Genomic DNA, 26,397 nt, shown 5'->3' on the forward strand with positions numbered 1-26,397 from the left:
TGTCACGCACTGTTACGTTGTTGCCATACGGCCCTGTTCAATATACACAAGCAGTATAGATATATCGGACGGGTTTACACCGGATACCCGGGACGCCTGGCCGACAGAAAGCGGACGTACTTCTGAAAGCTTTTGTCTCGCTTCAATTGCAATACCGGAAATGGAATGGTAATCGATGCTTTCCGGAATTTTCTTTTCTTCCATCTTCTTCATCCGCTCGACCTGTTCAAGCTGTTTGGATATATATCCTTCGTATTTCACCTGGATTTCCACCTGCTCAGCTGCATCCGGCGCAATAGACGACGGAGCGTCGGCAAATGGAGCAACATCAGCATAACCGATTTCCGGCCGCTTCATCAGATGAGCCGCCGAAGCCGCTTCCTTCATCGCTGTAGAACCGCGGGAAATGAGCATGTTATTGATTTCTTCATTCGGCTTCAGAGTAAAGCTTTCCAATCGTTTTTTCTCGGCCTCGATCGATTCTTTTTTATGCACGAATCGCTCGTAGCGGGCCTCCGGAACCAGTCCGATCTCATGGCCGATTTCGGTTAAACGCAGGTCGGCGTTATCATGACGGAGAAGCAGACGGTATTCCGCCCTCGACGTTAACAGCCGGTATGGTTCATTGGTGCCTTTAGTGACCAGATCGTCAATCAATACCCCGATATAAGCATCCGAGCGGTCGAGAATGACGCCTTCTTTGCCCTGTGCTTTGCAGGCTGCGTTAATTCCCGCCATAATTCCCTGGCCAGCGGCTTCTTCGTATCCGGACGTGCCGTTAATCTGGCCGGCCGTAAAGAGACCTTCCACGGTTTTTGTTTCAAGGGTCGGCCATAGCTGCGTCGGAACAATGGCATCGTATTCGATCGCATATCCCGGGCGCATCATTTTTACATTTTCAAGCCCCGGAATTGTTTTGAGTATGCCAAACTGGATGTCCTCCGGAAGACTGGTTGAGAGTCCCTGCACGTATACTTCATCTGTATTTCTGCCTTCAGGCTCGAGGAAAATCTGGTGCTTTGGCTTGTCGTTAAAACGCACAATTTTGTCTTCAATTGAAGGGCAGTATCTCGGCCCGGTTCCTTCTATCATACCGGAATACATCGGAGAGCGCTGCAGGTTGTTCGTGATCAGCTCATGCGTTTCTGCACCAGTATAGGTGAGCCAGCATGGCAGCTGATCGGTAATGAATTCCACCGTTTCGTAGGAAAAGGCCCGCGGCTGCTCATCACCGGGCTGGATCTCTGTTTTACTGTAATCGATGGAATTACTGTTTACCCTCGGCGGCGTACCGGTTTTGAACCGGACCATATCAAGACCGAGCGCTTTAATGCTGTCCGACAAATTGATGGAAGGCTGCATGTTGTTCGGCCCGCTTTCATACGCGAGTTCTCCGAGAATAATTTTGCCGCGCAGATAAGTGCCTGTGGTCACTACGACCGATGAAGCATAGTAGCTCGCGCCAGTGTTAGTGACTACGCCCTTGCATACGTCATCTTCAACGATCAATTCCTCCACCAGGCCCTGGCGGATCGTTAAATTTTCTGTATTTTCGAGGGTCCGCTTCATTTCCTGCTGATAAAGATATTTATCAGCCTGGGCGCGGAGTGCCTGTACAGCCGGTCCCTTTCCTGTATTAAGCATACGCATCTGGATATGCGTTTTATCGATATTTTTAGCCATTTCTCCGCCGAGCGCATCAATTTCGCGAACGACAATCCCTTTTGCCGGCCCTCCTACAGACGGGTTGCACGGCATAAATGCTACGGCATCCAGGTTCAGCGTCAGCATCAATGTGCTGGCTCCCATGCGTGCAGAAGCAAGCCCTGCTTCTACGCCCGCATGTCCGGCACCGATAACAATCGTGTCATAATTTCCTCCGTTGTAACTCATTACGGTTCCTCCTTCTAGTATTAGCCTCCGCCTGCAGCAGACGTATCTATTTTCCGAGACAAAACTGGGCAAACAGCTGATCAATTAATCCGTCGTGCACGTTTTCTCCGACAATTTCACCGAGCTGTTCCCAGGCCCGGGTAATATCAATTTGTACCATGTCTACCGGAACTCCCATTTCCACGGCTTCCAAAGCGTCATTCACCGAACGTTTTGCCTGGTTCAATAACCCAATATGGCGGGCATTGGACAAATAATTCATGTCTGCTGCCTCTACTCCTTCATCAAAAAAGAGATGGGCAATGGCTTCTTCAAGACTGTCGATGCCTTCATCATTCAGAAAAGAAGCGGCAATAATCGGCCGGCCGGATGTATACTCCCGAAGTTCTTCCTCGTCCACCTGCTTGGGAAGATCCGTTTTATTCATTATAACAATAACATTCATGCCCTGAACTGCCTGAAATAATGCTCGGTCTTCATCGGACAGCGGCTCTGCGCTGTTGATGACAAGAAGGATCAGCTCCGCTTCCTGGAGCACCTGGCGGGAGCGCTCTACGCCGATCTTTTCCACAATGTCCTCCGTTTCACGTATGCCGGCAGTATCAATTAAACGAAGAGGCACGCCCCGGACGTTTACATACTCCTCGAGCACGTCTCTTGTAGTGCCGGGCACTTCCGTTACAATCGCTTTATTTTCATGTACCAGATTATTCATCAGGGAGGATTTTCCTACGTTCGGCCGGCCGATAATCGCTGTGCCGAGCCCTTCCCGCATAATTTTTCCCTGTCTCGCCGTTACGAGCAGCTGGTCGATCTCTTCACCGACAAATGCTACATTTTCCTTTAAAACTTTCGTCGTTACGACATCAGCATCAAATTCAGGGTAATCAATATTCACTTCCACATTGGCCACTGTTTCGAGAAGCTTTTGGCGAAGCTTACGGATCCGTTCGGAAAGTCTTCCTTCCACCTGTTTTAAAGCACTCTGCATAGCCCGGTCAGTTTTAGCCCTGATCAGGTCCATGACACCTTCTGCCTGTGTCAGATCAATACGACCATTTAAAAATGCCCTTTTTGTAAACTCTCCAGGCTCCGCCAGCCGCGCTCCCTGACTTAATACGTTATCAAGCACACGATTAACCGAAACCAGCCCTCCATGGCAGTTAATTTCTACGATATCCTCTCGTGTAAATGTTTTCGGGGCCCTGAGCACAGAAATCATGGATTCTTCAATGACAGAGCCGTCCGCCGGATCGATAATATGCCCGTAATGGATCGTATGAGTTTCCACATTATGAAGAGATTTTCTGCCCTTATATATATGATCTGCAATAGCAAGCGCCTCGTCTCCGCTCAGGCGGACAATTGCAATAGCCCCTTCTCCGCTCGGAGTGGAAATCGCGGCAATTGTATCTGTTTCCATTCATCAACCCTCCCTGGGTTTTTCTTCATCTATTGGACACACGAAAAGGACGACACCTTTATTCGGCATCGTTTTCGTCATTTCCTTGTATGCTTCTAACTAAATAGAATATCATATGAAAGCAGTTCGCAAAAGGTTTTTATCCACATGTGGATAACCTGTGTACAGATGACCTCTGTATTTAAAAAACCGCCTGGGCACCAGGCGGCAGTTCGTTCTATTTTTGCTTTTCTTTTGCAGCAGGGGTGATTATTACATGGCGTCTTGGTTCTTTCCCGGACGACGTTGTTTCAACATTTTTATGCTGGTGCAGAGTCTGATGAACAATTTTTCGCTCCGCTGCGTCCATGGGCTCAAGTTTAATTGTGCCGTTTTCCCGGATAGCTTTTCCCGCCATGCGCTCTGCAAACCGCTGCAGCGATTCTTTTCGTTTCCCCCGGTAATTTTCAGCGTCAATGATGATATGCTGTCTGGCGTCAGCGTACTTATTGGCGGCGGTGTTCGTAAGATGCTGGAGCGCGTCGAGGGTCTTGCCGCGTTTTCCAATCAGAAGGCCTAGAGAAGAGCCTTTGATCTCCATCATAGTATGCTTTCTTGAGATCTTTACTTCCACCTCTGCTTCTACATTCATAGCCCGGACCAGATCTTTTAAGTATGCAGCCGCTTCCTCTACAGGATCAATTCGAAGGACTACTTCTATGGAAGCCTGCTTCGCTCCAATACCAAGAAAGCCTTTTTTTGGTTGTTCAAGCACATGATATTCGATACGGTCTATGGTTGTTTCCCACTCCTGCATAGCTGTGTCCAAGGCTTCTTCTACTGTTTTCCCCGAAACCTTCATTGATTGGTTCACCATTACCCCGCCCTCCCCATTCCATTGCTGCACGTACATATATGTGTAAAACCATTCTCGTATTAATTTTGCATGGTTCCTGTAAATAATTTCTTCAGCACCAGCAGAAATCCCTTTATTTTAAAAGTACTTTCCTTTACCGGCTGCTGCCGGTTCAAAAGCGAAAACGACTTTTTGTTTACCTTTTCGGCTTTGCTTTCCCTGAGTTTAACAAACCGGCTTTTTTAAATACATGAGTCAAACTTTTTTTCGTTTCATGGTAATCCATATCCGCTACCGGCTTCCTCGCTATAACTACCAGATCGTAGCCCCCCGGGATCCGGGGTTCGAGCTCTGATAAAGCTTCGCGCAGATAACGCTTGATCCGGTTGCGCATGACGGCATTTCCCATTCGTTTACTGACAGTGAGGCCTGCCCGGTAATGAACCTGCTCCTCTTTTTTTAAGGTGTAAAGCACAAACTGCCGGTTGGCAACGGAAGTTCCGTGCGCAAAAATATAGCTGAACTCGTGATTTTTCTTTAAACGATTGTGCTTTTTCATTACCCGGCCCCCCTTTTTCTATAATAGCTGCCGGCATTTTTATTTTCTTTCCGGCTGAAGACAGAAAAAAAGACCACTGGATAGAATCCGTGGCCTTCTTATGCAGATAATACTTTTCTACCTTTACGACGACGATTTTTCAAAACCTGACGACCGTTCTTTGTTCCCATTCTCGCACGGAAACCGTGTACTTTTTTACGCTTCCGGTTGTTAGGGGTAAATGTTGGTTTTCCCATAGTGTATCGCACCTCCTCAAGGAGTAATAAACGTTCGAAAACATTCCCATAAATTATATAGAGAATCAGAAAAACTGTCAACCACCCCCTGGGCGGTACAGGACTCTGTTTTTCCTGCTTTTGTACACAGCAATTCTTCTTTACTATGTGGATAGACAAAAGCGAACAGGAAAAATGCCCACAGCGTTATGAACAACTTTTACACATAATCTAGTGCTGTGGATAGTTTCTATGCACAAGTTATTGAGTTTGTGGATAAACAAATATGTTCCCGTTGTTATTCATCTTTTTATTTGCTATTATGGATTAAGTTTCTGTTAATAACATTCCATTCAGAGTCACATTATCCACAGCTGTTGATAACTTTGTGGATAATTTTCCACAGCCATTGAACAATGTTATTCACAGCCCTGTGCATTATGTGTATTTCTTTTTTTTACATAATTTTATTATTATTGCACAATAATTTCATACCGCATATAATATGCATCTCCCGCATATTCACTTATTGGGTTTCTTTCTTTCACCATGATAAGATAGAAGCCTTTTCTGTCTTTCCAGTGATTTGAGTCTTTAGCTAAACCATTGTATACTGCTAAACCTGTACGAGAGGAGTGCGTCCTTATTGGAAAATATTACTGATTTATGGAACCAGACATTGGAACTAATGCAGGAAAAAGTAAGTAAACCAAGCTATGAAACATGGTTGAAAGCGACTGAGGCCTCGGATCTTCAAGGGGATACCGTTATTATTGAAGCACCGAACGAGTTTGCCCGTGACTGGCTGGAGAGCCGTTATACAAACCTGATTACTGACGCTTTAGAAGACATTACCGGATCCGCGCTGCAGGTGAAATTTGTAATACCGCAGGCTGAAGCGCCGGTTGAAAATGAACCAGCACCTCCAAAAGTGGCTCCGTCCGGTTCCAGCCAGGACCCTCCAAAGAGCATGCTGAATGATAAATACTCCTTCAATACTTTTGTGATCGGCTCCGGGAACCGTTTTGCCCATGCCGCATCGCTTGCAGTAGCTGAAGCACCTGCCAAAGCATACAATCCATTGTTTATTTACGGCGGCGTCGGCCTTGGAAAAACCCACTTGATGCATGCCATCGGTCATTATGTTATCGATCATAATCCCAATGCCAAAGTTATGTATTTGTCCTCCGAAAAGTTTACCAATGAATTCATCAATGCTATCCGGGACAACAAAGCGGTGCATTTCCGGAACAAATATCGAAACGTCGATGTGCTGCTTATCGACGATATTCAGTTTTTAGCGGGAAAAGAACAGACCCAGGAAGAGTTTTTCCACACCTTCAATGCGCTTCATGAAGAAAGCAAACAAATTGTCATCTCAAGCGACCGGCCGCCAAAGGAAATACCAACGCTTGAAGACCGGCTCCGCTCCCGGTTTGAATGGGGATTAATCACTGATATCACACCGCCGGATCTGGAAACAAGAATTGCTATTCTGCGTAAAAAAGCGAAAGCAGAAATGCTTGATATTCCAAACGAGGTGATGCTCTATATTGCCAACCAAATCGATACAAACATCCGTGAACTTGAGGGGGCACTCATCCGTGTCGTCGCTTATTCTTCGCTGATCAATCAGGACATGAATGCCGACCTCGCGGCTGAAGCTTTGAAAGACATCATTCCCACTGCGCAGCCAAAGACAGTCACTATTGAGCATATCCAGGAGAGGGTAGCGACCCAGTTTCAGATGCCTGTGCCGGAATTAAAAGCAAAAAAGCGTACAAAGAGCATTGCTTTCCCGCGTCAGATCGCCATGTATCTGTCCCGGGAAATGACGGATGCCTCTCTGCCGAAAATCGGCGAGGCTTTTGGCGGCAGAGACCACACAACCGTCATTCACGCCCACGAAAAAATATCGAATCTGATGTCGACAGATACAGAACTGCAAAAAACGGTCCAGGGGATCATCGATCAATTACGCACATAGGTGTGGATAACAAACCGAAGTTATACACAACCTATTCACAGGTATAACTGCCTGATTTAGCAGTTCAAATCTTATTTATCCACATTACTAACAAGCCCTACTACTATTACTACTTTAAAAACAATATATATAAAGGGAGATGACCTATGCATTTCACCGTCGATCGAGATCAATTTGTGCAACATGTACAAAACGTAAATAAAGCTGTCTCCTCCAGAACGACAATTCCGATACTGACCGGAATTAAAATCGTTGCAGCTGCCGATGGCGTAACGTTAACCGGCAGTGATTCTGATATATCCATCGAAACATTCATCCCTACAGAGGAAAACGATAATCAGTATGTTCAGGTGCAGGAGCAGGGGAGCATTGTACTCCAGGCCCGTTTTTTTGCAGAAATAGTAAAAAAGCTTCCGGGAGAAGAAATTGAAGTCGTCGTACAGGACCAGTTCGCGACTACGATCCGTTCCGGCTCTGTCGTATTTAACCTGAACGGTCTGGACCCAGAAGAATACCCACGGCTTCCAAAGCTCGATGATACAAATATGTTCCATCTGCCGCAGAGCTTACTCAAGGATATGATCCGCCAGACGGTTTTTGCCGTGTCGGCCCAGGAAACACGACCGGTGTTGACAGGTGTAAACCTTGAAAGTGAGAACGGAGAACTAATCTGTACTGCTACAGACAGCCACCGGCTCGCTCTCCGGAAAGCAAATCTCGAAGCAGGTTCGGATGCACCTGACCTGTCCAATATTGTCATTCCAGGCAAAAGCCTGAATGAGTTAAGCCGTCTGTTGAGCGATGATGATTCCACCGTGGAAATCATTATTACGGAAACCCAGGTAATGTTCCGTTTTCCGCATCTCCTGTTTTATTCCCGGCTTCTTGATGGGAAATATCCGGTCACAAAAAATATGATTCCTTCTGAAACGAAAACCGGGGTGGAGCTGTCTACGAAAGAATTACTGCAGTCACTTGACCGGGCACTGCTGCTTTCAAGAGAAACAAAAAACAACGTGATCAACTTAAAAACAATCGGGGACGGACGGGTAGAGATCAACTCCGTTTCCTCTGAAATTGGGAAAGTGACGGAAAACATCGATTGTGATAAAATAGACGGAGAAGAACTTCGCATTTCGTTTAACGGAAAAAATATCACAGATGCCCTGAAAGTAATCGACAGTGAAAAAATTCATATTCAATTTACCGGGGCAATGAGCCCATTTGTGGTGCGGCCAACAGACCATGATCAGATGCTGCATTTATTTTCGCCGGTACGCACGTATTAAAAGTTGAACAATTATACGGCCTTTTGTAAAAAAACAGGAGGCCGTTTTCTTATGTTATGCTGACAGGGAATATGAAACGAATAGTGCGATATACTGGCATTTTCCGCTTATTTTTAGTAAAATATAGAGTATGAATGAAATATGTTCGGAAACAGGCAGAAGTAATAATTATGCTTTAATATCCGGCGTCGGGAGGATCGATATGGGAGAGGCGATTAATATCACAACCGAATATATAACACTCGGCCAGTTCCTCAAAGAAGCTGGAATCATCGATACAGGTGGTATGGCAAAGTGGTTTCTCTCTGAATTCGCTGTAGAAGTGAATGGAGAAGAAGAAGCCCGCAGGGGAAGAAAGCTGTATCCAGGGGACGTAGTGGAAGTCGAAGAGAACGGAAGCTTCACTATCGGTACCGGCGAAGGATGAGCACAGGCCTGTGTATGTAAAAAACATTCGGCTCAAGCAGTATCGCAACTACGGTGATATTGCTTTGCAAATAGAGAACACTGTAAACGTCATTGTGGGGGAAAATGCCCAGGGAAAAACAAACCTGATGGAAGCTATTCATATGCTTGCTTTTGCAAAATCCCACCGGACTTCCAAAGACAAGGAGCTTATTGGCTGGAATCACGAATTTGCCCGCATTGAAGCTTCAGTAGAGCGGGAAGAGCGTCACGTTGATCTCGAAGTGATTCTTTCGGCTAAAGGAAAAAAAGTAAAAAAGAATGGCATCGAACAAAAAAAGCTAAGTGAATATATTGGCGCATGTAACGTCGTCATGTTCGCCCCGGAGGATTTAAACCTTGTAAAAGGCGGGCCGAATATGAGGCGGCGTTTTATTGATATGGAGATTGGACAGATCAGTCCGGTGTATCTTCATGATCTTTCCAGGTACCAGCGTGTTCTGAAGCAGCGCAACCAGCTGCTAAAGGGCATGTTTCCGGTGCCGGGCCGGGAGCAGGAGTTAACACTTGAGGTGATCGATGAACAATACATCGAAGCAGCCGTTAAAGTAATTCAGCGGCGCTACGGATTTTTACAGCAGCTCGAAGGCTGGGCTTCAGAGATCCACACAAGGATCACCCAGGGGCGGGAGCAGCTGGAGCTGCAGTATGACCCATCTGCAAACATTCATGCGGAAATGGAAGCCTCAGTGCTAGCTGAACAGCTTCGGGCAGAGCTTGAGCGCCGCAGAGAAAATGAAATCCGCCGGGGGTTGTCACTTGCAGGACCGCACCGGGATGAGATGAAGCTTCTGGTCAACGAAAGGGACGTACAAACATACGGCTCCCAGGGCCAGCAGCGGACCGCTGCCCTATCGTTAAAAATGGCAGAAATCGAGCTGATCCGTGCTTACGTAGGAGAATATCCCATCCTGCTGCTTGATGACGTACTCTCTGAACTCGATCAGCACCGCCAGTCTCATTTACTGGACGCGATCCAGGGGAAAGTACAGACCTTTGTGACAACGACAAGCATTGAAAGCATCAAACACGAGACAATCGAGCGGGCAACCGTATTTATCGCCCGCCAGGGACAATTGGAAAAACAGTAGGTGGTGAATCACATTGTTTATACATTTAGGCGACGGCACCGTAATACGTTCAAAAGACGTCATTGCAATTTTAGACAGCAGCAGCCAGGATTCTTCAAGTATCACAAGAAAGTTCCTGCAGGCAGTGGAAAATGACGATAAAGAACAAATTGCAGACTCCGAAGCAAAATCCGTCGTGGTTACAAAAGAGAAGGTTTATTTCTCCCCTATTTCTTCGTTAACGCTGAAGCGCAGATCGCAGATTATTTCAGAATATGATGAATATCATGAAGAAATACAGTCGGCGAAAGAGGACTGAGCGTACAAAGAGATGAAATCAGCGGCAGATATTTATGAACTACACGCGAGAATTGATCCCGCAGGAAGCGAAGGTGAACAGATTGTCGATGAACCAAAATTCATACGATGAAAATCAGATCCAGGTACTTGAAGGACTCGAAGCAGTCCGGAAACGTCCAGGCATGTATATTGGCTCTACAACGTCCAGGGGACTTCACCATCTAGTGTGGGAGATAGTTGATAACAGCATTGATGAAGCCATGGGCGGCTATTGCGACCAAATATATATTACGATTGAAAAAGATAACAGCATTACCGTAGAAGACAACGGACGTGGTGTGCCTGTTGGTATGCACGAAAAAATGGGACGTCCGGCCGTAGAGGTTATTATGACCGTGCTCCACGCCGGCGGTAAATTCGGCGGCGGCGGCTATAAGGTTTCGGGTGGTCTTCACGGCGTAGGAGCAAGCGTAGTGAACGCTCTTTCTGAAACGCTTGATATCGAAGTGCACCGGGAGGGCGAAATTTATCAGCAGGCTTACCGCCGTGGTATTCCGCAGCACGACCTCGAAAAAGTCGGCAAGACAGAGAAGCGGGGCACGAAGATCCGTTTCAAGCCGGATCCGGATATCTTTGAAGAAACGACCGAGTTTGAATTTGAAACGCTCACGACCCGTGTGCGTGAACTCGCCTTTCTTAACCGTGGGCTCCATATTACGTGTACTGATAAACGCACAGAAGAAGAGCAGGTGCAGACCTATCATTACGAGGGCGGCATTGCTTCCTTTGTGGAATACCTGAACCGCCAGAAGGACACTCTCCATAAAGAGCCGATTTTTCTGGAAGCGACCCGCAACGATATTCAGGTTGAAGTAGCTATGCAGTACAACAACGGCTATACAAGCAATGTGTATTCGTTTGCAAATAATATTAATACCCATGAAGGCGGCACCCACGAATCGGGCTTCCGGACGGCACTGACCAGGGTTATTAACGACTATGCCCGCAAAAACAGCCTGTTTAAAGAAAACGACCCGAACTTAATCGGGGACGATGTGCGTGAAGGCCTCGTTGCGATTATCAGCGTGAAAATTCCGGATCCGCAGTTTGAAGGGCAGACAAAAACAAAATTAGGAAACGGGGAAGCCCGTACTATTACAGATTCATTATTCTCGGAGCACTTTTCGAGATTTATGAGCGAAAACCCGGATACGGCAAGGACGATCGTAGAAAAAGGCCTGATGGCCTCAAGGGCCCGGGACGCTGCAAAAAAAGCAAGGGAATTAACCCGCCGTAAGAGCGCCCTCGAGGTCAGCTCCCTGCCGGGAAAACTGGCCGATTGTACCTCAAGGGACGCAGCAAGCAGTGAAGTATATATTGTCGAAGGCGACTCTGCCGGGGGATCAGCCAAACAGGGGCGGGACCGGCATTTCCAGGCCATTCTGCCGCTGCGCGGAAAAATCCTGAACGTGGAAAAAGCGCGTCTGGATAAAATCCTTGCCAACAATGAGATCAGAACTATTATTACAGCTCTTGGGACGGGCATCGGTAATGAATTCGACATTGAAAAGGCCCGCTATCACCGTATTATTATTATGACGGATGCCGATGTGGACGGAGCTCACATCCGCACTCTTCTGCTAACCTTCTTTTACCGTTATATGCGGCCGCTGCTTGAAAGAGGCTATATTTATATTGCCCAGCCGCCTCTGTACAAGGTCCAGCAGGGCAAACACGTTCGCTATCTCTTTTTCGAGCGTGAACTTCAGCCGGCACTGGCCGAACTGCCGGCACAGCCAAAACCAAATCTTCAGCGCTACAAAGGGCTTGGAGAAATGAATCCGACCCAGCTTTGGGAAACGACCATGGATCCGGACACCAGAACGACGATGCAGGTGACACTTGAAGAAGCAATGCTGGCTGATGAAGTGTTTGAAACACTGATGGGCGATCAGGTAGAGCCACGTCGTGACTTTATCCAGGAAAACGCGCATTACGTACAAAATCTCGACGTATAAGAGCCGGCACTAAGGTAAACAAAGAAACCCCCGCGAACGAATTAAAGCGGGGGTTTCTATCGAATATAGCAGAAACAGGCACTCAAGCCTGCTGGAATAGAAAGTAGGAGGTTACTGCAATGGCAGAAAACGAATCCAGAGTCACGGAGATTGGTATTGGCGAGGAGATGCGCACCTCGTTTTTAGATTATGCGATGAGTGTCATCGTCAGCCGGGCCCTCCCGGACGTTCGTGACGGAATGAAGCCGGTGCACCGGCGTATTTTATTTGCAATGAGTGAGCTCGGCATGACGCCGGAAAAGCCGTTCCGGAAGTCCGCCCGTATCGTTGGGGACGTTATCGGTAAATACCACCCGCACGGCGACTCCGCGGTTTATGAAACGATGGTGCGGATGGCCCAGGATTTCAGCTACCGTCATCCAATCGTTAACGGACACGGAAACTTCGGTTCCGTGGATGGAGACGGGGCAGCGGCAATGCGTTACACCGAAGCAAAAATGTCTAAAATATCGCTTGAAATGGTCCGCGATATTAATAAGGACACCATTGATTATCAGGAAAACTATGACGGCAACGAACGCGAGCCCGTGGTTCTGCCGGCCCGTTTCCCGAACCTGCTGGTCAATGGCACCTCCGGAATTGCCGTAGGTATGGCTACCAACATCCCGCCGCACCGTCTGGAGGAAGTTATTGACGGGGTGCTTGCTCTGAGTGAAGATCCTGATATTACAGTAGAAGAGCTGATGGACTATATTCCCGGGCCGGATTTTCCAACGGCTGCTTCCATTTTAGGCCGTTCCGGTATCCGGAAGGCGTATCAGACGGGCAAAGGCTCAATTATCATTCGTTCGCACGCCTACATTGAAGAGGATAAAAAGGGCAAGGAAACAATCATCGTAGACGAGCTGCCGTATCAGGTGAACAAAGCCCGGCTGGTGGAGCGGATTGCAGAGCTGGTGCGTGATAAAAAAATCGATGGCATTACTGATCTGCGCGACGAATCAGACCGGAACGGCATGCGGGTCGTCGTGGAAGTACGAAGAGATGCCAACGCCAACGTTATTTTAAATAACTTGTACAAGCAAACGGCCCTGCAGACGAGCTTTGGTATTAACATGCTGGCTCTTGTGAACGGCCAGCCGAAGGTGCTGAACCTTAAAGAATGCCTGTATCACTATCTTGAGCACCAAAAAGTAGTTATTAAACGCCGGACTGCTTTTGAGCTTCGAAAAGCAGAGGCCCGTGCCCACATCGTGGAAGGTTTGCGTGTGGCACTTGATCATCTGGACGCGGTGATTGAACTGATCCGGGGATCGGAAACCACAGAAATCGCAAAAAACGGTTTGATGGAAAACTATGATTTGAGTGAAGACCAGGCTCAGGCTATTCTCGACATGCGGCTGCAGCGCCTGACCGGCCTTGAACGAGACAAAATTGAACAGGAGTACCGGGAGCTGATGGAGCGCATCCGGGAGCTGAAGGAAATTTTGGCTAACGAGGAACGGGTGCTCGAAATTATCCGGGAAGAGCTTACCGAAGTGAAGGAAAAATTTGGTGACGACCGGAGGACCCGTCTTGAAGCCGGGGAGAATTCCATTGAAGATGAAGACCTTATTCCACGGCAGGACGTAGTGGTCACTATCTCTCATCAGGGCTACATTAAGCGTATGCCGATTGATACGTACCGGAGCCAGCGCCGCGGTGGCCGCGGTGTCCAGGGAATGGGTACAAATGAAGATGACTTTGTAGAGCATCTGCTGACGACCAATTCCCACCAGACCATTCTTTTCTTCACCAACAAAGGAAAGGTCTACCGTTTGAAGGCTTATGAAATTCCTGAATTAAGCCGTACGGCTAAAGGAATTCCGTTAATTAACCTGCTCCAGATCGATAAAGGGGAGTATATCAGCACCGTTATTCCGATCGAGGAATTCTCGGAAAACGCTTATCTTTTCTTCCTGACGAAAAAAGGAATTTCGAAAAGAACCGTTCTCTCTGCTTTTTCGAACATCCGTAAGGGCGGCCTGTTCGCCATTAACGTCCGGGAGGACGATGAACTTCACGGCGTGCGGCTGACCTCCGGGGAGGATTCCTTAATTATCGGCACAAAGCAGGGAATGTCTATTCACTTCGGCGAAGAGGACGTACGCTCGATGGGACGTACCGCTTCAGGAGTTAAGGCCATCTCACTTCGTTCTGACGATGAAGTAGTAGGCATGGATATTGCGGTAGAAAATGAAATGATTTTAATGGTAACAAACAAAGGGTACGGAAAGCTTACATCAATCGAGGAATTCAGCAGGCAGAACCGCGGCGGTAAAGGGTTGAAGGCGATTAAGCTCACAAGCCGAACGGGTGAGCTTGCAGCGATGCGCTCGGTACCGCTGGATATTGATCTGATGGTGATGACGATTCACGGGGTCGTTATCCGTATGCAGGTAGGCGATGTTTCCAGACTTGGCCGGTACGCCCAGGGCGTGCGCCTTATCCGTCTCGATAAAGGCGAAGCCGTGTCTACAGTCGCACCTGTAATTGAACACGAAGCCCCCGAAGAAGAGAATGTGCCAGCAGAATTAGAAGAAGAATAGCTTAAGTCCCGGCCGTATGTGAAACGGCCGGGCTTTTTTTGCGTGAAAATGGAATTTTATTCTAAAATTATCCATTAGAACAACGAAAGTAGTGGTATTTTTCAAGGAAAATAGTAAAATATAAGTATTATCTCAGGAAGAATGGAGGAGTCTCCATGCGAATACATATTAATCAGGCAGTACCTGGATGCGTGCTGGTGAACGATATCTATGCAGTGAATGAAATGCCGGTGGTCAGAAAACAAACGGCGCTGACAGACGATTTAGTTGATATCATCAAACAGTTTCTTGTTGAATATATCGAGGTAAAGCCGGTGCTCGTCAACGGTGATCCCTTTTCTCCCGATGAAGAGGCAGAAACAGCCAAAAATTCTCAGCATCAGGTATTTGAAGACGTGTATGATACAGCGGTGGAAGCTCATGAAGCCATGTGGCGTTCCTGGACAGCCGGAGCTCCCATCGAAATGAAAAAAGCACGGGCAGTTATTGCTCCCCTGCTCGAAAATATCGAAGATAACGCTTCTCTCATCTTTACAAGCTATCAGTTTGCAGAGCGGGAAAAGTATGAGAGCCATCAGGCGGTATCAGTGGCGCTGCTGGCTGCGCTGCTTGCCAAAAAGCACGGCTGCAGCCAGAAGGAATGGCTCGGAGCGGCACTCGCCGGTCTTTTGTGTGACGCTTCTCTGGCCAGAGTTTCTGTCGAAGAACGGCAAGGGGCAAAGAAGCATCCGATTCAAAGTTACCAGATGGCAAAGGCTACCGGGATGCTAAGCGATGAGGTATTGCTGGCTATTTTGCAGCACCATGAACGTGAAGACGGCAGCGGTTATCCACTCGGGATGCAAAACGGCAAAATTTATATACTGAGCAGTATTGTGGGAGCAGCGGACATGTACCACTCCATGGCAGGCGAAAAGCTGGAGAAGGAGGGGAAATCTGCTTTTCATGCGATGCGTGAGCTGGCAGTGCAATCGTTTGGAAAGCTTCCCCCCGCCGTAGTTGAAACGCTAACAGAGCAGTTCATTACTGCAATGACTGGAAAAAAAGTGCAGCTTGCCGACGGCAGCGCTGCTTCTATTGTGCACCTGGACCGCCGTGAGATAGAATATCCGCTGGTTCAGCTTGATAAAGACGGTCAGGTCGTCCAGCTAAATGAAAAGTCAGCCATTCACCATGTCATCTAGCATGGTGGATATATTTTTGAAATCCTTTACATAATTATTAGCTTCAGTTTATAAATTTTCGGAAAAATAAAACATATTCCTTTTACTTCTGAGACTGGCCCAAACGTGATAAGATATTAGAAATATATATAGTTACAGGCAGCAGGGCAGTGAGAAATCCTGTAAAATCACCCATTTTGAAGGAGGAAGATTCGTGCGAGCAGATAAGTTTTCCCAAGAAGGTCTAACGTTTGATGACGTTTTATTGTTACCGGCAAGATCTGATATTCATCCAAGGGATGTATCAGTACGGACATCGTTAACTGATAAGCTTCCTTTAAATATTCCTGTTGTAAGTGCTGGAATGGACACAGTGACGGAAGCAGATATGGCTATTGCGATGGCACGGGCCGGTGGTCTTGGCATAGTGCATAAAAACATGTCTATTGAAGCTCAGGCAGAAATGGTGGACCAGGTGAAGCGTTCGGAAAGCGGAGTTATTACGAACCCTTTCTTCCTTCATCCGGATCATCAGGTGTTCGATGCAGAACATCTGATGGGAAAATACCGTATTTCCGGCGTGCCCATCGTTGACGAGAACCAAAAGCTGGTGGGAATCATTACAAACCGCGACCTCCGTTTTATCGAAGATTATTCGATCGGAATCAAGGAGGTAATGACTGCCAACAATCTCGTTACAGCGCCGGTAGGAACCACGCTTGAGGAAGCGGAGGATGTCCTGCAGAAGCACAGGATTGAAAAGCTCCCGCTTGTAGAAAAGGATGGCACGCTGAAAGGCCTTATTACGATTAAAGATATCGAGAAGGTAATTGAATTCCCTCATTCAGCAAAGGATACCCAGGGAAGACTGCTCGTTGGAGCGGCTGTTGGAGTGAGCGCTGACACGGATAAACGTGTGGAAGCTCTCGTTAAAGCAGAAGCCGATGCTATTGTGATCGATACTGCCCACGGCCATTCCAAAGGCGTGCTCGACAAAATTGCTGAAATTCGCAACAGTTACCCTGATGTGGTGCTGATAGTTGGTAATGTGGCCACAGCTGAAGGAACAAGAGATTTAATCGAGGCAGGAGCCGACATTGTAAAAGTCGGCATAGGGCCTGGATCCATATGCACAACCCGCGTAGTAGCGGGCGTGGGCGTTCCGCAGATCACCGCTGTATACGAGTGTGCAGAGGAAGCTGACAAGCACAACGTGCCGATTATTGCCGACGGCGGAATTAAATATTCCGGCGATATCGCCAAAGCTCTGGCTTCCGGTGCTCATGCAGTTATGCTCGGCAGCCTGCTTGCCGGAGTGACAGAAAGTCCTGGAGAACGTGAAATTTATCAGGGCCGCCAGTTTAAAGTTTACCGCGGGATGGGCTCGATGAGCGCTATGGAGCAGGGAAGCAAGGACCGTTATTTCCAGGAAAACAGCCAAAAGCTTGTACCAGAAGGCATTGAGGGGCGTATTCCTTATAAAGGCCCGCTGAAGGACACGATTCATCAGCTGCTTGGCGGCTTGAGGGCCGGTATGGGCTATTGTGGCACCCCGACGATCTCATCCTTGCGTGAAGATGCCCGCTTCGTTCGGATTACCAATGCCGGCCTGCGGGAAAGTCACCCTCACGACGTGCAGATTACGAAAGAAGCACCAAACTACTCTTCCTAAGAACGAAGGACGGGGGCCGGCGGCTCCCGTCTTTTTTATGCCGAGAGATATTTCCCGGGAAATATCTTTAGAAGCTATCGAGTGCAGGGGGCTTTATAAAAGGAACAATGGCAGGTATGTTTTAAAATGGGGCTGTGGTAAAATATGCGATAGCAAAACACCACGGAGGTGCAGAGATTGAAGAGAAATAAGTTGAAAACAGCAGGTGTTTCCTGCGTGGCGGCTGCAGCCATCTGGACGTTTGGCAGCGTGCCGGCTCAAGCGGCAGAGCCTGAGATAGAAGCGAGCGCTTCTATTATGATAGATGCAGATACAGGCCAGGTAGTTTTTGAAGACAATACCGATGAACTGCTTTCTGCGGCCAGCATGTCCAAAATGATGACAGAATACATAGTAAATAAAGCAATCGAGGACGGCGACATCAGCTGGAACGACGAAGTAGCAATCAGCGATAAAGTCCGCGAACTTTCTCTTCAGACAAATTTATCAAACGTTCCTCTTCGCCAGGACGAAACCTATACGGTCGAAGAGCTCTACGAGGCTATGGCCATTTATTCCGCGAACGGTGCAACGATCGCTCTGGCAGAACATATTGAGGGCAGTGAGGCAGCCTTTGCCGACCGGATGAACCAGCAGGCCGGAGAGCTTGGCATGGAAAATTATGAATTCGTGAATGCGACCGGGCTGAATAATTCCACGATGATGGGCTATGCTCCGGAAGGCAGCGAAGAAAATGCAGAAAACATGATGTCGGCAAATGATACTGCCCTTTTGGCTTACCATCTTCTGGATGACTATCCGGAGGTGCTGGATGTGGCAGGAATGCCGAAAAAAACATTCAATGAAGATTCGGAAGAACCAATCACTATGATTAACTGGAATAAAATGCTTCCAGGACTCGAACAGGAATACGAAGGAGTGGATGGCCTGAAGACAGGTACTACTGACCTGGCTGGAAATGCATTTACCGGTACGATTGAACAGAATGGCAACAGATATATATCGGTAGTGATGAACGCAGAAACGAAGATGTCTCGTTTTACCGAAACGGCTAAGCTGTACGATTATGCTGAACGAGAGCTTGAAAGTCAGGCCCTCGTGGAAAAAGGCGCAGAAATTGACGGGGAGTCCTCCATTGAAATCGAAGGCGGGCAGAAAGAAAGTATAGACGTAACAGCCGGAAAACAGCTGGAGCTGATTTCACCGGGGGAAATAGAACCGGAATATGAAATTGCTGTCTCCAAAAATGAAGCCCCGATCGAAAAAGGGGAAGAAGTCGGGACAGTGGTTGTGACCAACAGCGAGGCCTCGTATGTGCAGAACGGGGCAGGCCGCACAGAAGTCCCCCTGACGGCAGGTGAAGCTGTAGAGAAGCGCGGATGGTTTGGAAATATTGTGCAAAGCGTCAGCAACCTGTTCAGCAGCATCCGGCAGGCAGCGGCTGGAAAATAAAAGCCGGCAGAAACGCTTTTGCCGCTGCAAACAAGATGCTTTATCCGGACATAGTATAGTGTTACAATAGGGCTACTGAGTGTTATTATCGCACCGCAAAAACCGGTGGCAACAGATAGAATAATGGAGCTGGAGGGCTGAAGTATGGCAGAGAGAGGAACAGACCGCGTTAAAAGAGGCATGGCGGAAATGCAAAAGGGCGGCGTTATTATGGACGTCGTTAACGGAGAACAGGCGAAAATCGCCGAAGAGGCAGGAGCAGTAGCTGTGATGGCACTGGAACGGGTGCCGTCAGACATCCGTGCTGCCGGCGGCGTAGCCCGCATGGCAGATCCTACCATTGTTCAGGAAGTGATGGACGCTGTATCGATTCCTGTAATGGCAAAGGCGCGTATCGGCCACATCGTGGAAGCACGGGTGCTCGAATCACTCGGCGCTGATTATATTGACGAAAGCGAAGTGCTTACACCGGCGGACGACGTGTATCACATGGATAAGTCAGAGTACACCGTGCCGTTTGTCTGCGGAGCCCGCGATCTTGGTGAAGCCACCCGCCGTATTGGTGAAGGAGCTTCCATGCTGCGCACAAAGGGGGAGCCGGGCACCGGAAACATTGTGGAAGCAGTACGCCATATGCGCTTGATCCAGTCTCAAATCCGCAAAGTGATTGGCCTGTCGAAGGACGAATTAATGACAGAGGCGAAGAATCTTGGGGCGCCGTACGAGCTGCTGCTTCAAATTCGCGACAGAGGCCGCCTTCCAGTCGTTAACTTTGCAGCGGGCGGCATAGCAACACCGGCGGACGCTGCTTTGATGATGCAGCTTGGCGCCGACGGCGTCTTCGTAGGCTCCGGCATATTTAAGTCCGAATATCCGGATAAATTTGCCCGGGCCATCGTAGAGGCTACGACGCATTATGAAGATTATGAGCTGATCGCAAAGCTGTCCAAAGGACTGGGGACTGCAATGACCGGCATGGATATTTCCCAGCTTGAAGGCTTTGACCGGATGCAGGACCGCAGCCAGTAATATAAATACAGGGGGTTTTTACTCATGATGAAAATCGGCGTTTTAGCTCTTCAAGGCGCTGTTCGTGAACATGCCAAAAGTTTAGAGGCCCCTGATACGGAAGTTGTTATCGTAAAACGGCCGGAACAGCTTGAAGAAATCGATGGTTTGGTCTTTCCGGGCGGCGAAAGCACGACGATGCGGCGGCTGGTGGAAAAATATCAATTTTTTGAGCCGCTGCAGTCATTTGCCAAAGCAGGAAAACCCATATTTGGCACATGTGCCGGCTTGATTTTAATGGCGACCGATGTGGTAGGCGAGCCGGAAGGCCATCTCGAACTGATGGATATGACGGTACAGCGTAATGCGTTTGGCCGCCAGCGTGAAAGCTTTGAAACCGAGCTTTCTATTCGCGGAGTCGCAGATGATGTCGAAGCAGTATTTATCCGGGCCCCGTTGATTACAGAAGTTGGGCAGAATGTCGAAGTGCTTGCAGAATATAAAGATGAAATCGTAGTGGCGCGGCAGGATCATCTGCTTTCCTGCTCCTTTCATCCGGAGCTGACGAACGACCGCAGATTTCATCAGTATTTCGTACAGATGGTACGAGAAGCACAGGCGGCAGTAAATGTGTAAAGACAATCGCGTTGATGGACAATAGTACTTTTGTATTTTTCTTCAGAGAGTCGGTGGCTGGTGTGAACCGATGAAAAGGCGAAAGGAATCCGGTCCGGAGTAAAACGGTGAACTTAAGTAGCTGTTTTCGGCTCGTCCCCGTTAACGGATGAGAGAACAAGCCGGCAGTAACGTTTACTGCAACAAGGGTGGCAACGCGGGAATTAAAGTCTCGTCCCTGATACACAGGGGCGGGGCTTTTTTATAATATATAAACAGCTACTATTATGAAGGAGGCATCACCTATGCTCGACCCTAAACGATTGCGAAATGATTTTGATGCAGTAAAAGAGCAGCTTTCAAAACGAAACGAAGATATCAGTGAACTGGATTCCTTTGAAGAACTCGACCGGGAACGCAGGGATCTGATTCAGGAGACAGAGGAGTTAAAGCAGCGGCGTAACACCGTATCCGATGAAATCGCAGCTAAAAAGAAGAATAAAGAAGACGCCGATGAACTGATTACGGAAATGCGGGACGTCTCAGGCAGGGTCAAGAAGCTCGATGAGCAAATCCGTGAAAAGGATGAGCGCCTGCAGCAGATTCTGCTTTCCATTCCAAACGTTCCACATGAAACGGTTCCGGTCGGCGAAAATGAATCGGATAACGAAGAGGTAAGGGCCTGGGGAGAAACACCGGTGTTTGATTTCACCCTGAAGCCACACTGGGACCTTGGTGTGGAGCTGAACATGCTTGACGCTGAACGGGCTGCAAAAGTAACCGGAAGCCGGTTCATGTTTTATAAGGGAGCCGGGGCCCGTCTTGAACGGGCATTGATCCAGTTTATGATGGACCTGCACAGCGATGAGCACGGCTATGAAGAATTGATTCCTCCATATATGGTGAACCGTGACAGCATGACTGGCACCGGCCAGCTGCCAAAATTTGAGGAGGATGCTTTTCAAATCCAGGAAGAGGATTATTTTCTTGTACCAACGGCAGAAGTGCCTGTCACAAATATGCACCGCGAAGAGATTCTCCCAGGAAAAGAACTTCCAAAAGCCTATACGGCGTTCAGTGCGTGCTTCCGTTCTGAAGCAGGATCTGCAGGACGCGACACCCGGGGCTTAATCCGCCAGCACCAGTTCAATAAAGTAGAGCTTGTACGCTTTACAGCACCGGAGGATTCCTATGAAGAGCTTGAAACGTTAACAGGCCATGCAGAGAAAGTATTGCAGCTGCTCGAGCTTCCGTATCGCGTCATGAACATGTGCACGGGGGATTTAGGCTTTACAGCAGCGAAAAAATATGACATTGAAGTATGGCTTCCAAGCTATGAAGACTATAAAGAAATTTCGTCCTGCAGTAATTTTGAGGATTTCCAGGCCAGGCGCGCAAACATCCGTTTCAAGCGGGACCGCGATGCGAAGACAGAATTTGTGCATACACTAAACGGTTCAGGACTGGCGCTGGGACGAACAGTGGCAGCGATCATGGAAAACCATCAGCAGGAGGACGGCAGCATTAAGATTCCTGAAATGCTGCGTGGTTATATGGGCAATAAAGCATATATTACAGCAAAATAAGCAGATGTCGATGAAACTCTGGACGCTTTAGGCGGCCAGAGTTTTTTATAGTTATGCAAAATACTTTCGGAGAAGCGATTGTAATGAAAGCGATTACAATGTAGTATTGGAAGTGCCTTCGGGCTGTTTTCGAATTATACAGCGTTATATAATCTTACAAAAAAATTCATAAAATTCTTTCACGAATATTGCAATAATAAGAACAATTACTTATAATTACGTTAATCCACCCGGGAAATTGTTACGAAATTACTAACGTAAACTGTGGTTATCTCGGTGATTCGTAATAAAGGATGCAGGGCCATCAAGGTGAGAATGGGAAAAAGAGAAGGGATGCCAATGAGCGTTTCATTAGATCAGGTAGATATGTCGATACTCGGGTATCTGCAGGCTAACGGCAAGGAATCATATAGTGAAATTGCCCGCTGCCTGGGAGTGAGTGAGGGGACTGTTCGTTCAAGAATTAACAAAATGCTCCGGCATAATGTCTTTGAATTTATCATACATACCAATCCGAACAAAATCGGCCTCGATGTACAGACGATTATCGGGCTGAGTACAAAGCTTGGAATGCAGGACGAAATTGCGAGTAAGCTTCAGCGCTTTTCCGAAGTAAGGTTTGTCGGTGCTTTCTCTGGTAATCATGATTTAATTTTACAGGCTTATTTTAGAAATAACGAGGATTTAGTGAATTTTGTTAACAGAGATTTAGCACAAATTGACGGAATTTTGAACGCCGATGTGAACGTTGAACTAAAACAGTATAAGGATTCATTTTCTTATTTAACTCCTGAATAAAAATAGACCATTAAAGGTGGTGGTACTACGGGCACAGGTGGAGCGGGAACAGTTTAATTTGCTGTGTAGTATACAGCAAGCAGCAAAAGATCCAGGCCAATCAGTGATATTGTTTGAATGAAAAGCATACGGAAAAAAGAAGCCTGAACGACCTCGGAGGGCGCAAGCCGTTGTTCCCATCCCTGAGTCGAAGGTCTGGAGGGGGCGAGGCGGTGAGCCACTTTTCGAAAGCTGTGAGTAATGGCATCAAAAAATCCTCCACGCATTACAAACGCTGTAATGAAAATGATTAGATAAAACAGACCTACATAAAACACATAATTGATCATATTCAGCAGCCCGAAGGCTGGAGAAAAAATGAAAAAAAGCAGGCCGGCAGCTGTTAAATTAACGGCAAAGACGGAGAGATTCAGCTTCCAATGCATAGACGGCACTCCTTCGGGAAATTTATAACGCCCATTATTATAGCACAACTGCTGCCTGCCACTGAACGAAACACTCCATTTACGAATAATTGCCCTGTGAGCAAAAACATTAATGCTTTTCGTATAGACAAAGCGAATAAATTTTCATTTTCGCAAAAAATTAAAAAATTAATGAAAATATTCGCAACATCTTGTATACTTTGTAAATACAGAGAAAACAGAAATTTTACACAATAAAACATCAGAAGTTTTGGGGAGGTCAACATATCTTATGAAAAAGACAAAAATGACAGTATTAGCTTCTGCACTAATCTCGAGTACAGTACTTGCAGCGTGTTCCGGCGGGGGCGGAGAATCTGGCGGCGACGGCGGCAACAGCGGTGGTGACGGAGGCGGCGAAGGCCAGGCAAGTGGTGAGCAGGTTATCGATATCTCGCAGTCGGGTGATATTCCTTCCATGGATCCGTCTCTTACTACAGATGAGTTTGGAATACAGTGGACAGGAGAAACTTATGAAGGTCTGTACCGTCTTGGCGAGAATGCGGAAATTACTGACGGTGTTGCGACAGGAGAACCGGAGATTAGTGAAGACGGTGCGACATGGACGTTTAACCTTCGGGAAGACTCCACTTGGACGAACGGAGACCCTGTAACAGCTGAAGATTTCGTTTATTCCTGGCAGCGTGCCGTGGATCCGGAGACAGCTTCTGAATACGGTCCTTATATGATGGGTGGCGTCATTGAAAATGCCACAGCCATCAGTGAAGGCGAAATGGACCCTAGTGAACTTGGGGTAGAGGCGGTAGACGAGCATACGCTGGAAGTTACTCTCGAAAAGCAGACACCATATTTCGACTCCTTAACAACATTCCCGACCTTCTATCCATTGAATGAAGAATTTGTGGAAGAACAGGGCGATGATTACGCACTCAATCCTGATAATATGCTCACAAACGGACCATTTACGATGGAAGAGTGGAACACCGGAGACAGCATGAAATATGTGAAAAACGAAGATTACTGGGACGCAGACACTGTGCAGCTGGAGGAAATTAACGTGCAGGTCGTTAAAGAACCGTCCACGGGGACTAACCTGTATGAAACTGGTGAATTAGACCGAACTGGATTAACTGCAGAATTCGTGGATGAGTACAGCACTGACCAGGACTACCAGGCAGTAGAACAGCCAACTTCCTGGTACGTTAAAATGAACCAGGAAAATGAAATTCTTGCGAACGAAAATACTCGTAAAGCTATCCAGATGGCTGTGAACAAAGAGGACTTAACAGAAACTATTCTTAATAATGGTTCAATGCCTTTAGGAGGCTTGATGCCGGGGAACTTTGTTTTCAGCCCTGAAGGAGAAGAAGATTTCCGTGAAGTAAACGGCAACCTTTCGGCAACCGATAAAGAACAAGCCCAAGAGCTTTGGCAGCAGGGTCTTGAAGAAATTGGGGCCGACAGTGCAGAATTGGGCTACCTCACAGGTGATACAGAATCAGCTCAGAATATTAGCGCTTACCTTAAAGAACAACTAGAGGGTACACTTGATGGGCTTACTGTAAATGTGCAGCAGGTACCATTCCAGGAGCGTCTCGACCGTGATACAAACATGGACTATGATCTGTTAATGTCCGGTTGGGGTCCTGACTATGTGGATCCAAACACATTCATGAACCTATTTGTCACAGACAGCGGCAATAACCATACTGGCTATTCCAGTGAAGAGTACGATTCTCTGATCGAAGAAGCAAACAACGAATTGGCTGATCAGCCGCAGGAGCGTTGGGACAACTTCCTGGAAGCAGAACAGCTTCTAATTGAGGAAGATGCAGTAATTGCTCCAATGTACCAGGAGGCTCAGGCATATCTCTGGAACCCGGCACTTCAGGGTGTTATCGTTAACTCTGCCGGCCCAGACTTTGAATATAAATGGGCTTACATGAACGAAGAGGCAACAGAAGAATAAAAACTAAATAAAATAATATTTTCAGGGGGCAAGAGAGTATATCCATAATAATTGGCTTATACTCTCTTTTCCCTTGTGTCTAAATTTAAAAGGGTCACACCATGAATAAACATCACGACATTTACAAGGAGGAAATATGTATGGCGCGTTATATTGCCACTAGAATCGTATACATGGCGATTACTTTATTTATTATCGCCAGTATTACATTCTTTTTAATGAAATTAATGCCTGGCACGCCGTTAAGCTCGGCTGATCGGCTGTCGGAATCCCAACAGCAGATTGTGCTGGAGCAGTACGGATTGGATAAACCAGTGCCTCTTCAATATGTAGATTATATGCTGGGGCTTGTGCAGGGGAACTTAGGTATCTCTTTTCAGTTCGACAACCGGGAAGTAACCGAAATCCTTGGAAACCGGATTGGACCTTCTCTGCAGCTGGGCATTCAGTCTCTTTTTATTGGCTCGGTTTTAGGAGCTTTTTTAGGACTGATTGCGGCCATTTTTCATAACGGTATTTTAGACTTTGGTTCTACCCTGCTGGCGGTTATTGGAACTTCGATTCCATCCTTTATTTTTGCAGGACTGCTTCAATACTTTTTAGGCGTGCAATGGCAGGTGTTTCCAGTTGCTACGTGGGGCACACTCGCCCATACTATTATGCCGACGATCGCATTATTGATATTTCCTATGGCCATCTGCGCGAGGTTTATGCGTACAGAAATGCTGGAGGTTCTAAACAAAGATTATATCACTACGGCAAGAGCCAAAGGTGTCGGCTGGTCAGCAGTTATTTTCAAGCATGGACTGCGTAACGCCCTGATCCCTTTAATTACGATTTTAGGGCCGCTTGCAGTAAGTCTTTTAACAGGAACCCTCGTTATCGAGCAGATTTTTGCGGTACCTGGAATTGGAGAACAGTTTGTTACAGCTGTAACGACGAACGATTATCCAATGATTATGGGCACAACGCTGTTTTTTAGTTTCTTATTCGTTCTTATTATATTAATCATCGATATTCTTTACGGCATCATTGATCCTAGAATCCGCCTGGATGGAGGGAAGTAA

22 protein-coding genes and 1 other annotated feature are annotated in these 26,397 nt (G+C 47.3%); of the genes, 16 read left to right on the forward strand and 6 right to left on the reverse strand.

The annotated features are described in order from the left end of the window. Positions 1–12 precede the first annotated feature (12 nt). From mnmG to rpmH, 5 genes are all read right to left on the reverse strand, one after another. A complete protein-coding gene (gene mnmG / locus ACTTK7_RS12390) occupies positions 13–1,893 on the reverse strand; it encodes a tRNA uridine-5-carboxymethylaminomethyl(34) synthesis enzyme MnmG (RefSeq protein WP_462868388.1) in 1,881 nt (626 codons plus the stop codon). A gap of 46 nt (positions 1,894–1,939) precedes the next feature. Beyond that, positions 1,940–3,316, reverse strand: coding sequence for a tRNA uridine-5-carboxymethylaminomethyl(34) synthesis GTPase MnmE (mnmE, locus tag ACTTK7_RS12395; protein WP_462868389.1), 1,377 nt, complete (start codon positions 3,314–3,316; stop codon positions 1,940–1,942). Positions 3,317–3,533: 217 nt separating this feature from the next. Continuing rightward, positions 3,534–4,172: an RNA-binding cell elongation regulator Jag/EloR gene (gene jag, locus ACTTK7_RS12400; RefSeq protein WP_462868390.1), complete on the reverse strand. Its 639-nt coding sequence runs from the start codon at positions 4,170–4,172 to the stop codon at positions 3,534–3,536. Positions 4,173–4,347: 175 nt separating this feature from the next. Beyond that, positions 4,348–4,710 (reverse strand): ribonuclease P protein component, encoded by a 363-nt coding sequence (gene rnpA / locus ACTTK7_RS12405; RefSeq protein WP_462868391.1) that lies wholly within the window; start codon positions 4,708–4,710, stop codon positions 4,348–4,350. A 98-nt stretch (positions 4,711–4,808) separates the two neighbouring features. Further along, positions 4,809–4,946, reverse strand: a complete 138-nt coding sequence (gene rpmH / locus ACTTK7_RS12410) for a 50S ribosomal protein L34 (RefSeq protein WP_079474470.1) — start codon at positions 4,944–4,946, stop codon at positions 4,809–4,811. 625 nt (positions 4,947–5,571) lie between these two features. Here rpmH and dnaA point away from each other — a divergent pair. The 14 genes from dnaA to ACTTK7_RS12480 all read left to right on the forward strand — a co-directional run bounded on the left by dnaA (position 5,572) and on the right by ACTTK7_RS12480 (position 22,936). After that, a complete protein-coding gene (gene dnaA / locus ACTTK7_RS12415) occupies positions 5,572–6,912 on the forward strand; it encodes a chromosomal replication initiator protein DnaA (protein WP_462868392.1) in 1,341 nt (446 codons plus the stop codon). A 146-nt stretch (positions 6,913–7,058) separates the two neighbouring features. Beyond that, positions 7,059–8,201, forward strand: a complete 1,143-nt coding sequence (gene dnaN / locus ACTTK7_RS12420; protein ID WP_462868393.1) for a DNA polymerase III subunit beta — start codon at positions 7,059–7,061, stop codon at positions 8,199–8,201. A 202-nt stretch (positions 8,202–8,403) separates the two neighbouring features. Then, entirely contained in the window at positions 8,404–8,628 is a 225-nt protein-coding gene (gene yaaA / locus ACTTK7_RS12425; protein ID WP_022792944.1) for a S4 domain-containing protein YaaA, read from the forward strand. 10 nt (positions 8,629–8,638) lie between these two features. Next, positions 8,639–9,757, forward strand: coding sequence for a DNA replication/repair protein RecF (recF, locus tag ACTTK7_RS12430; RefSeq protein ID WP_462868394.1), 1,119 nt, complete (start codon positions 8,639–8,641; stop codon positions 9,755–9,757). Positions 9,758–9,770: 13 nt separating this feature from the next. After that, positions 9,771–10,055, forward strand: a complete 285-nt coding sequence (gene remB / locus ACTTK7_RS12435) for an extracellular matrix regulator RemB (protein ID WP_462868395.1) — start codon at positions 9,771–9,773, stop codon at positions 10,053–10,055. 82 nt (positions 10,056–10,137) lie between these two features. After that, the gene (gene gyrB, locus ACTTK7_RS12440; protein ID WP_462868413.1) at positions 10,138–12,054 is read left to right on the forward strand and encodes a DNA topoisomerase (ATP-hydrolyzing) subunit B; all 1,917 of its coding nucleotides are present in this window, start codon (positions 10,138–10,140) and stop codon (positions 12,052–12,054) included. Positions 12,055–12,173: 119 nt separating this feature from the next. Then, positions 12,174–14,642: a DNA gyrase subunit A gene (gene gyrA / locus ACTTK7_RS12445; RefSeq protein ID WP_462868396.1), complete on the forward strand. Its 2,469-nt coding sequence runs from the start codon at positions 12,174–12,176 to the stop codon at positions 14,640–14,642. A gap of 155 nt (positions 14,643–14,797) precedes the next feature. Further along, positions 14,798–15,826 carry an HD-GYP domain-containing protein gene (locus tag ACTTK7_RS12450; protein WP_462868397.1) on the forward strand — a complete coding sequence of 343 codons (1,029 nt, stop codon included), beginning with the start codon at positions 14,798–14,800 and terminating at the stop codon, positions 15,824–15,826. A 193-nt stretch (positions 15,827–16,019) separates the two neighbouring features. Further along, complete coding sequence (gene guaB / locus ACTTK7_RS12455) at positions 16,020–17,477, forward strand: IMP dehydrogenase (RefSeq protein ID WP_462868398.1); 1,458 nt, start codon at positions 16,020–16,022, stop codon at positions 17,475–17,477. Positions 17,478–17,654: 177 nt separating this feature from the next. Then, entirely contained in the window at positions 17,655–18,929 is a 1,275-nt protein-coding gene (locus ACTTK7_RS12460) for a D-alanyl-D-alanine carboxypeptidase family protein (protein ID WP_462868399.1), read from the forward strand. Positions 18,930–19,073: 144 nt separating this feature from the next. After that, entirely contained in the window at positions 19,074–19,958 is an 885-nt protein-coding gene (gene pdxS / locus ACTTK7_RS12465; RefSeq protein WP_022792936.1) for a pyridoxal 5'-phosphate synthase lyase subunit PdxS, read from the forward strand. A gap of 24 nt (positions 19,959–19,982) precedes the next feature. After that, on the forward strand, positions 19,983–20,573 hold the full coding sequence (gene pdxT, locus ACTTK7_RS12470) for a pyridoxal 5'-phosphate synthase glutaminase subunit PdxT (protein ID WP_462868400.1): 591 nt from the start codon (positions 19,983–19,985) through the stop codon (positions 20,571–20,573). Between the two features lie 2 nt (positions 20,574–20,575). Next, positions 20,576–20,795 (forward strand) — a binding site (T-box leader). Between the two features lie 62 nt (positions 20,796–20,857). Then, a complete protein-coding gene (serS, locus tag ACTTK7_RS12475; RefSeq protein WP_462868401.1) occupies positions 20,858–22,138 on the forward strand; it encodes a serine--tRNA ligase in 1,281 nt (426 codons plus the stop codon). A 339-nt stretch (positions 22,139–22,477) separates the two neighbouring features. Then, entirely contained in the window at positions 22,478–22,936 is a 459-nt protein-coding gene (locus tag ACTTK7_RS12480) for an Lrp/AsnC family transcriptional regulator (RefSeq protein WP_022792933.1), read from the forward strand. 53 nt (positions 22,937–22,989) lie between these two features. Here the strand turns inward: ACTTK7_RS12480 and ACTTK7_RS12485 are convergent, their stop codons facing one another. Further along, on the reverse strand, positions 22,990–23,361 hold the full coding sequence (locus tag ACTTK7_RS12485) for a DUF3899 domain-containing protein (protein ID WP_462868402.1): 372 nt from the start codon (positions 23,359–23,361) through the stop codon (positions 22,990–22,992). Between the two features lie 271 nt (positions 23,362–23,632). Here ACTTK7_RS12485 and ACTTK7_RS12490 point away from each other — a divergent pair, with 271 nt between their 5' ends. Continuing rightward, positions 23,633–25,330, forward strand: a complete 1,698-nt coding sequence (locus ACTTK7_RS12490; RefSeq protein ID WP_462868403.1) for a peptide ABC transporter substrate-binding protein — start codon at positions 23,633–23,635, stop codon at positions 25,328–25,330. Positions 25,331–25,470: 140 nt separating this feature from the next. Further along, the gene (gene opp3b, locus ACTTK7_RS12495) at positions 25,471–26,397 is read left to right on the forward strand and encodes an oligopeptide ABC transporter permease (RefSeq protein WP_462868404.1); all 927 of its coding nucleotides are present in this window, start codon (positions 25,471–25,473) and stop codon (positions 26,395–26,397) included.

The sequence above is a fragment of the Marinococcus tarijensis genome, from assembly GCF_054971385.1.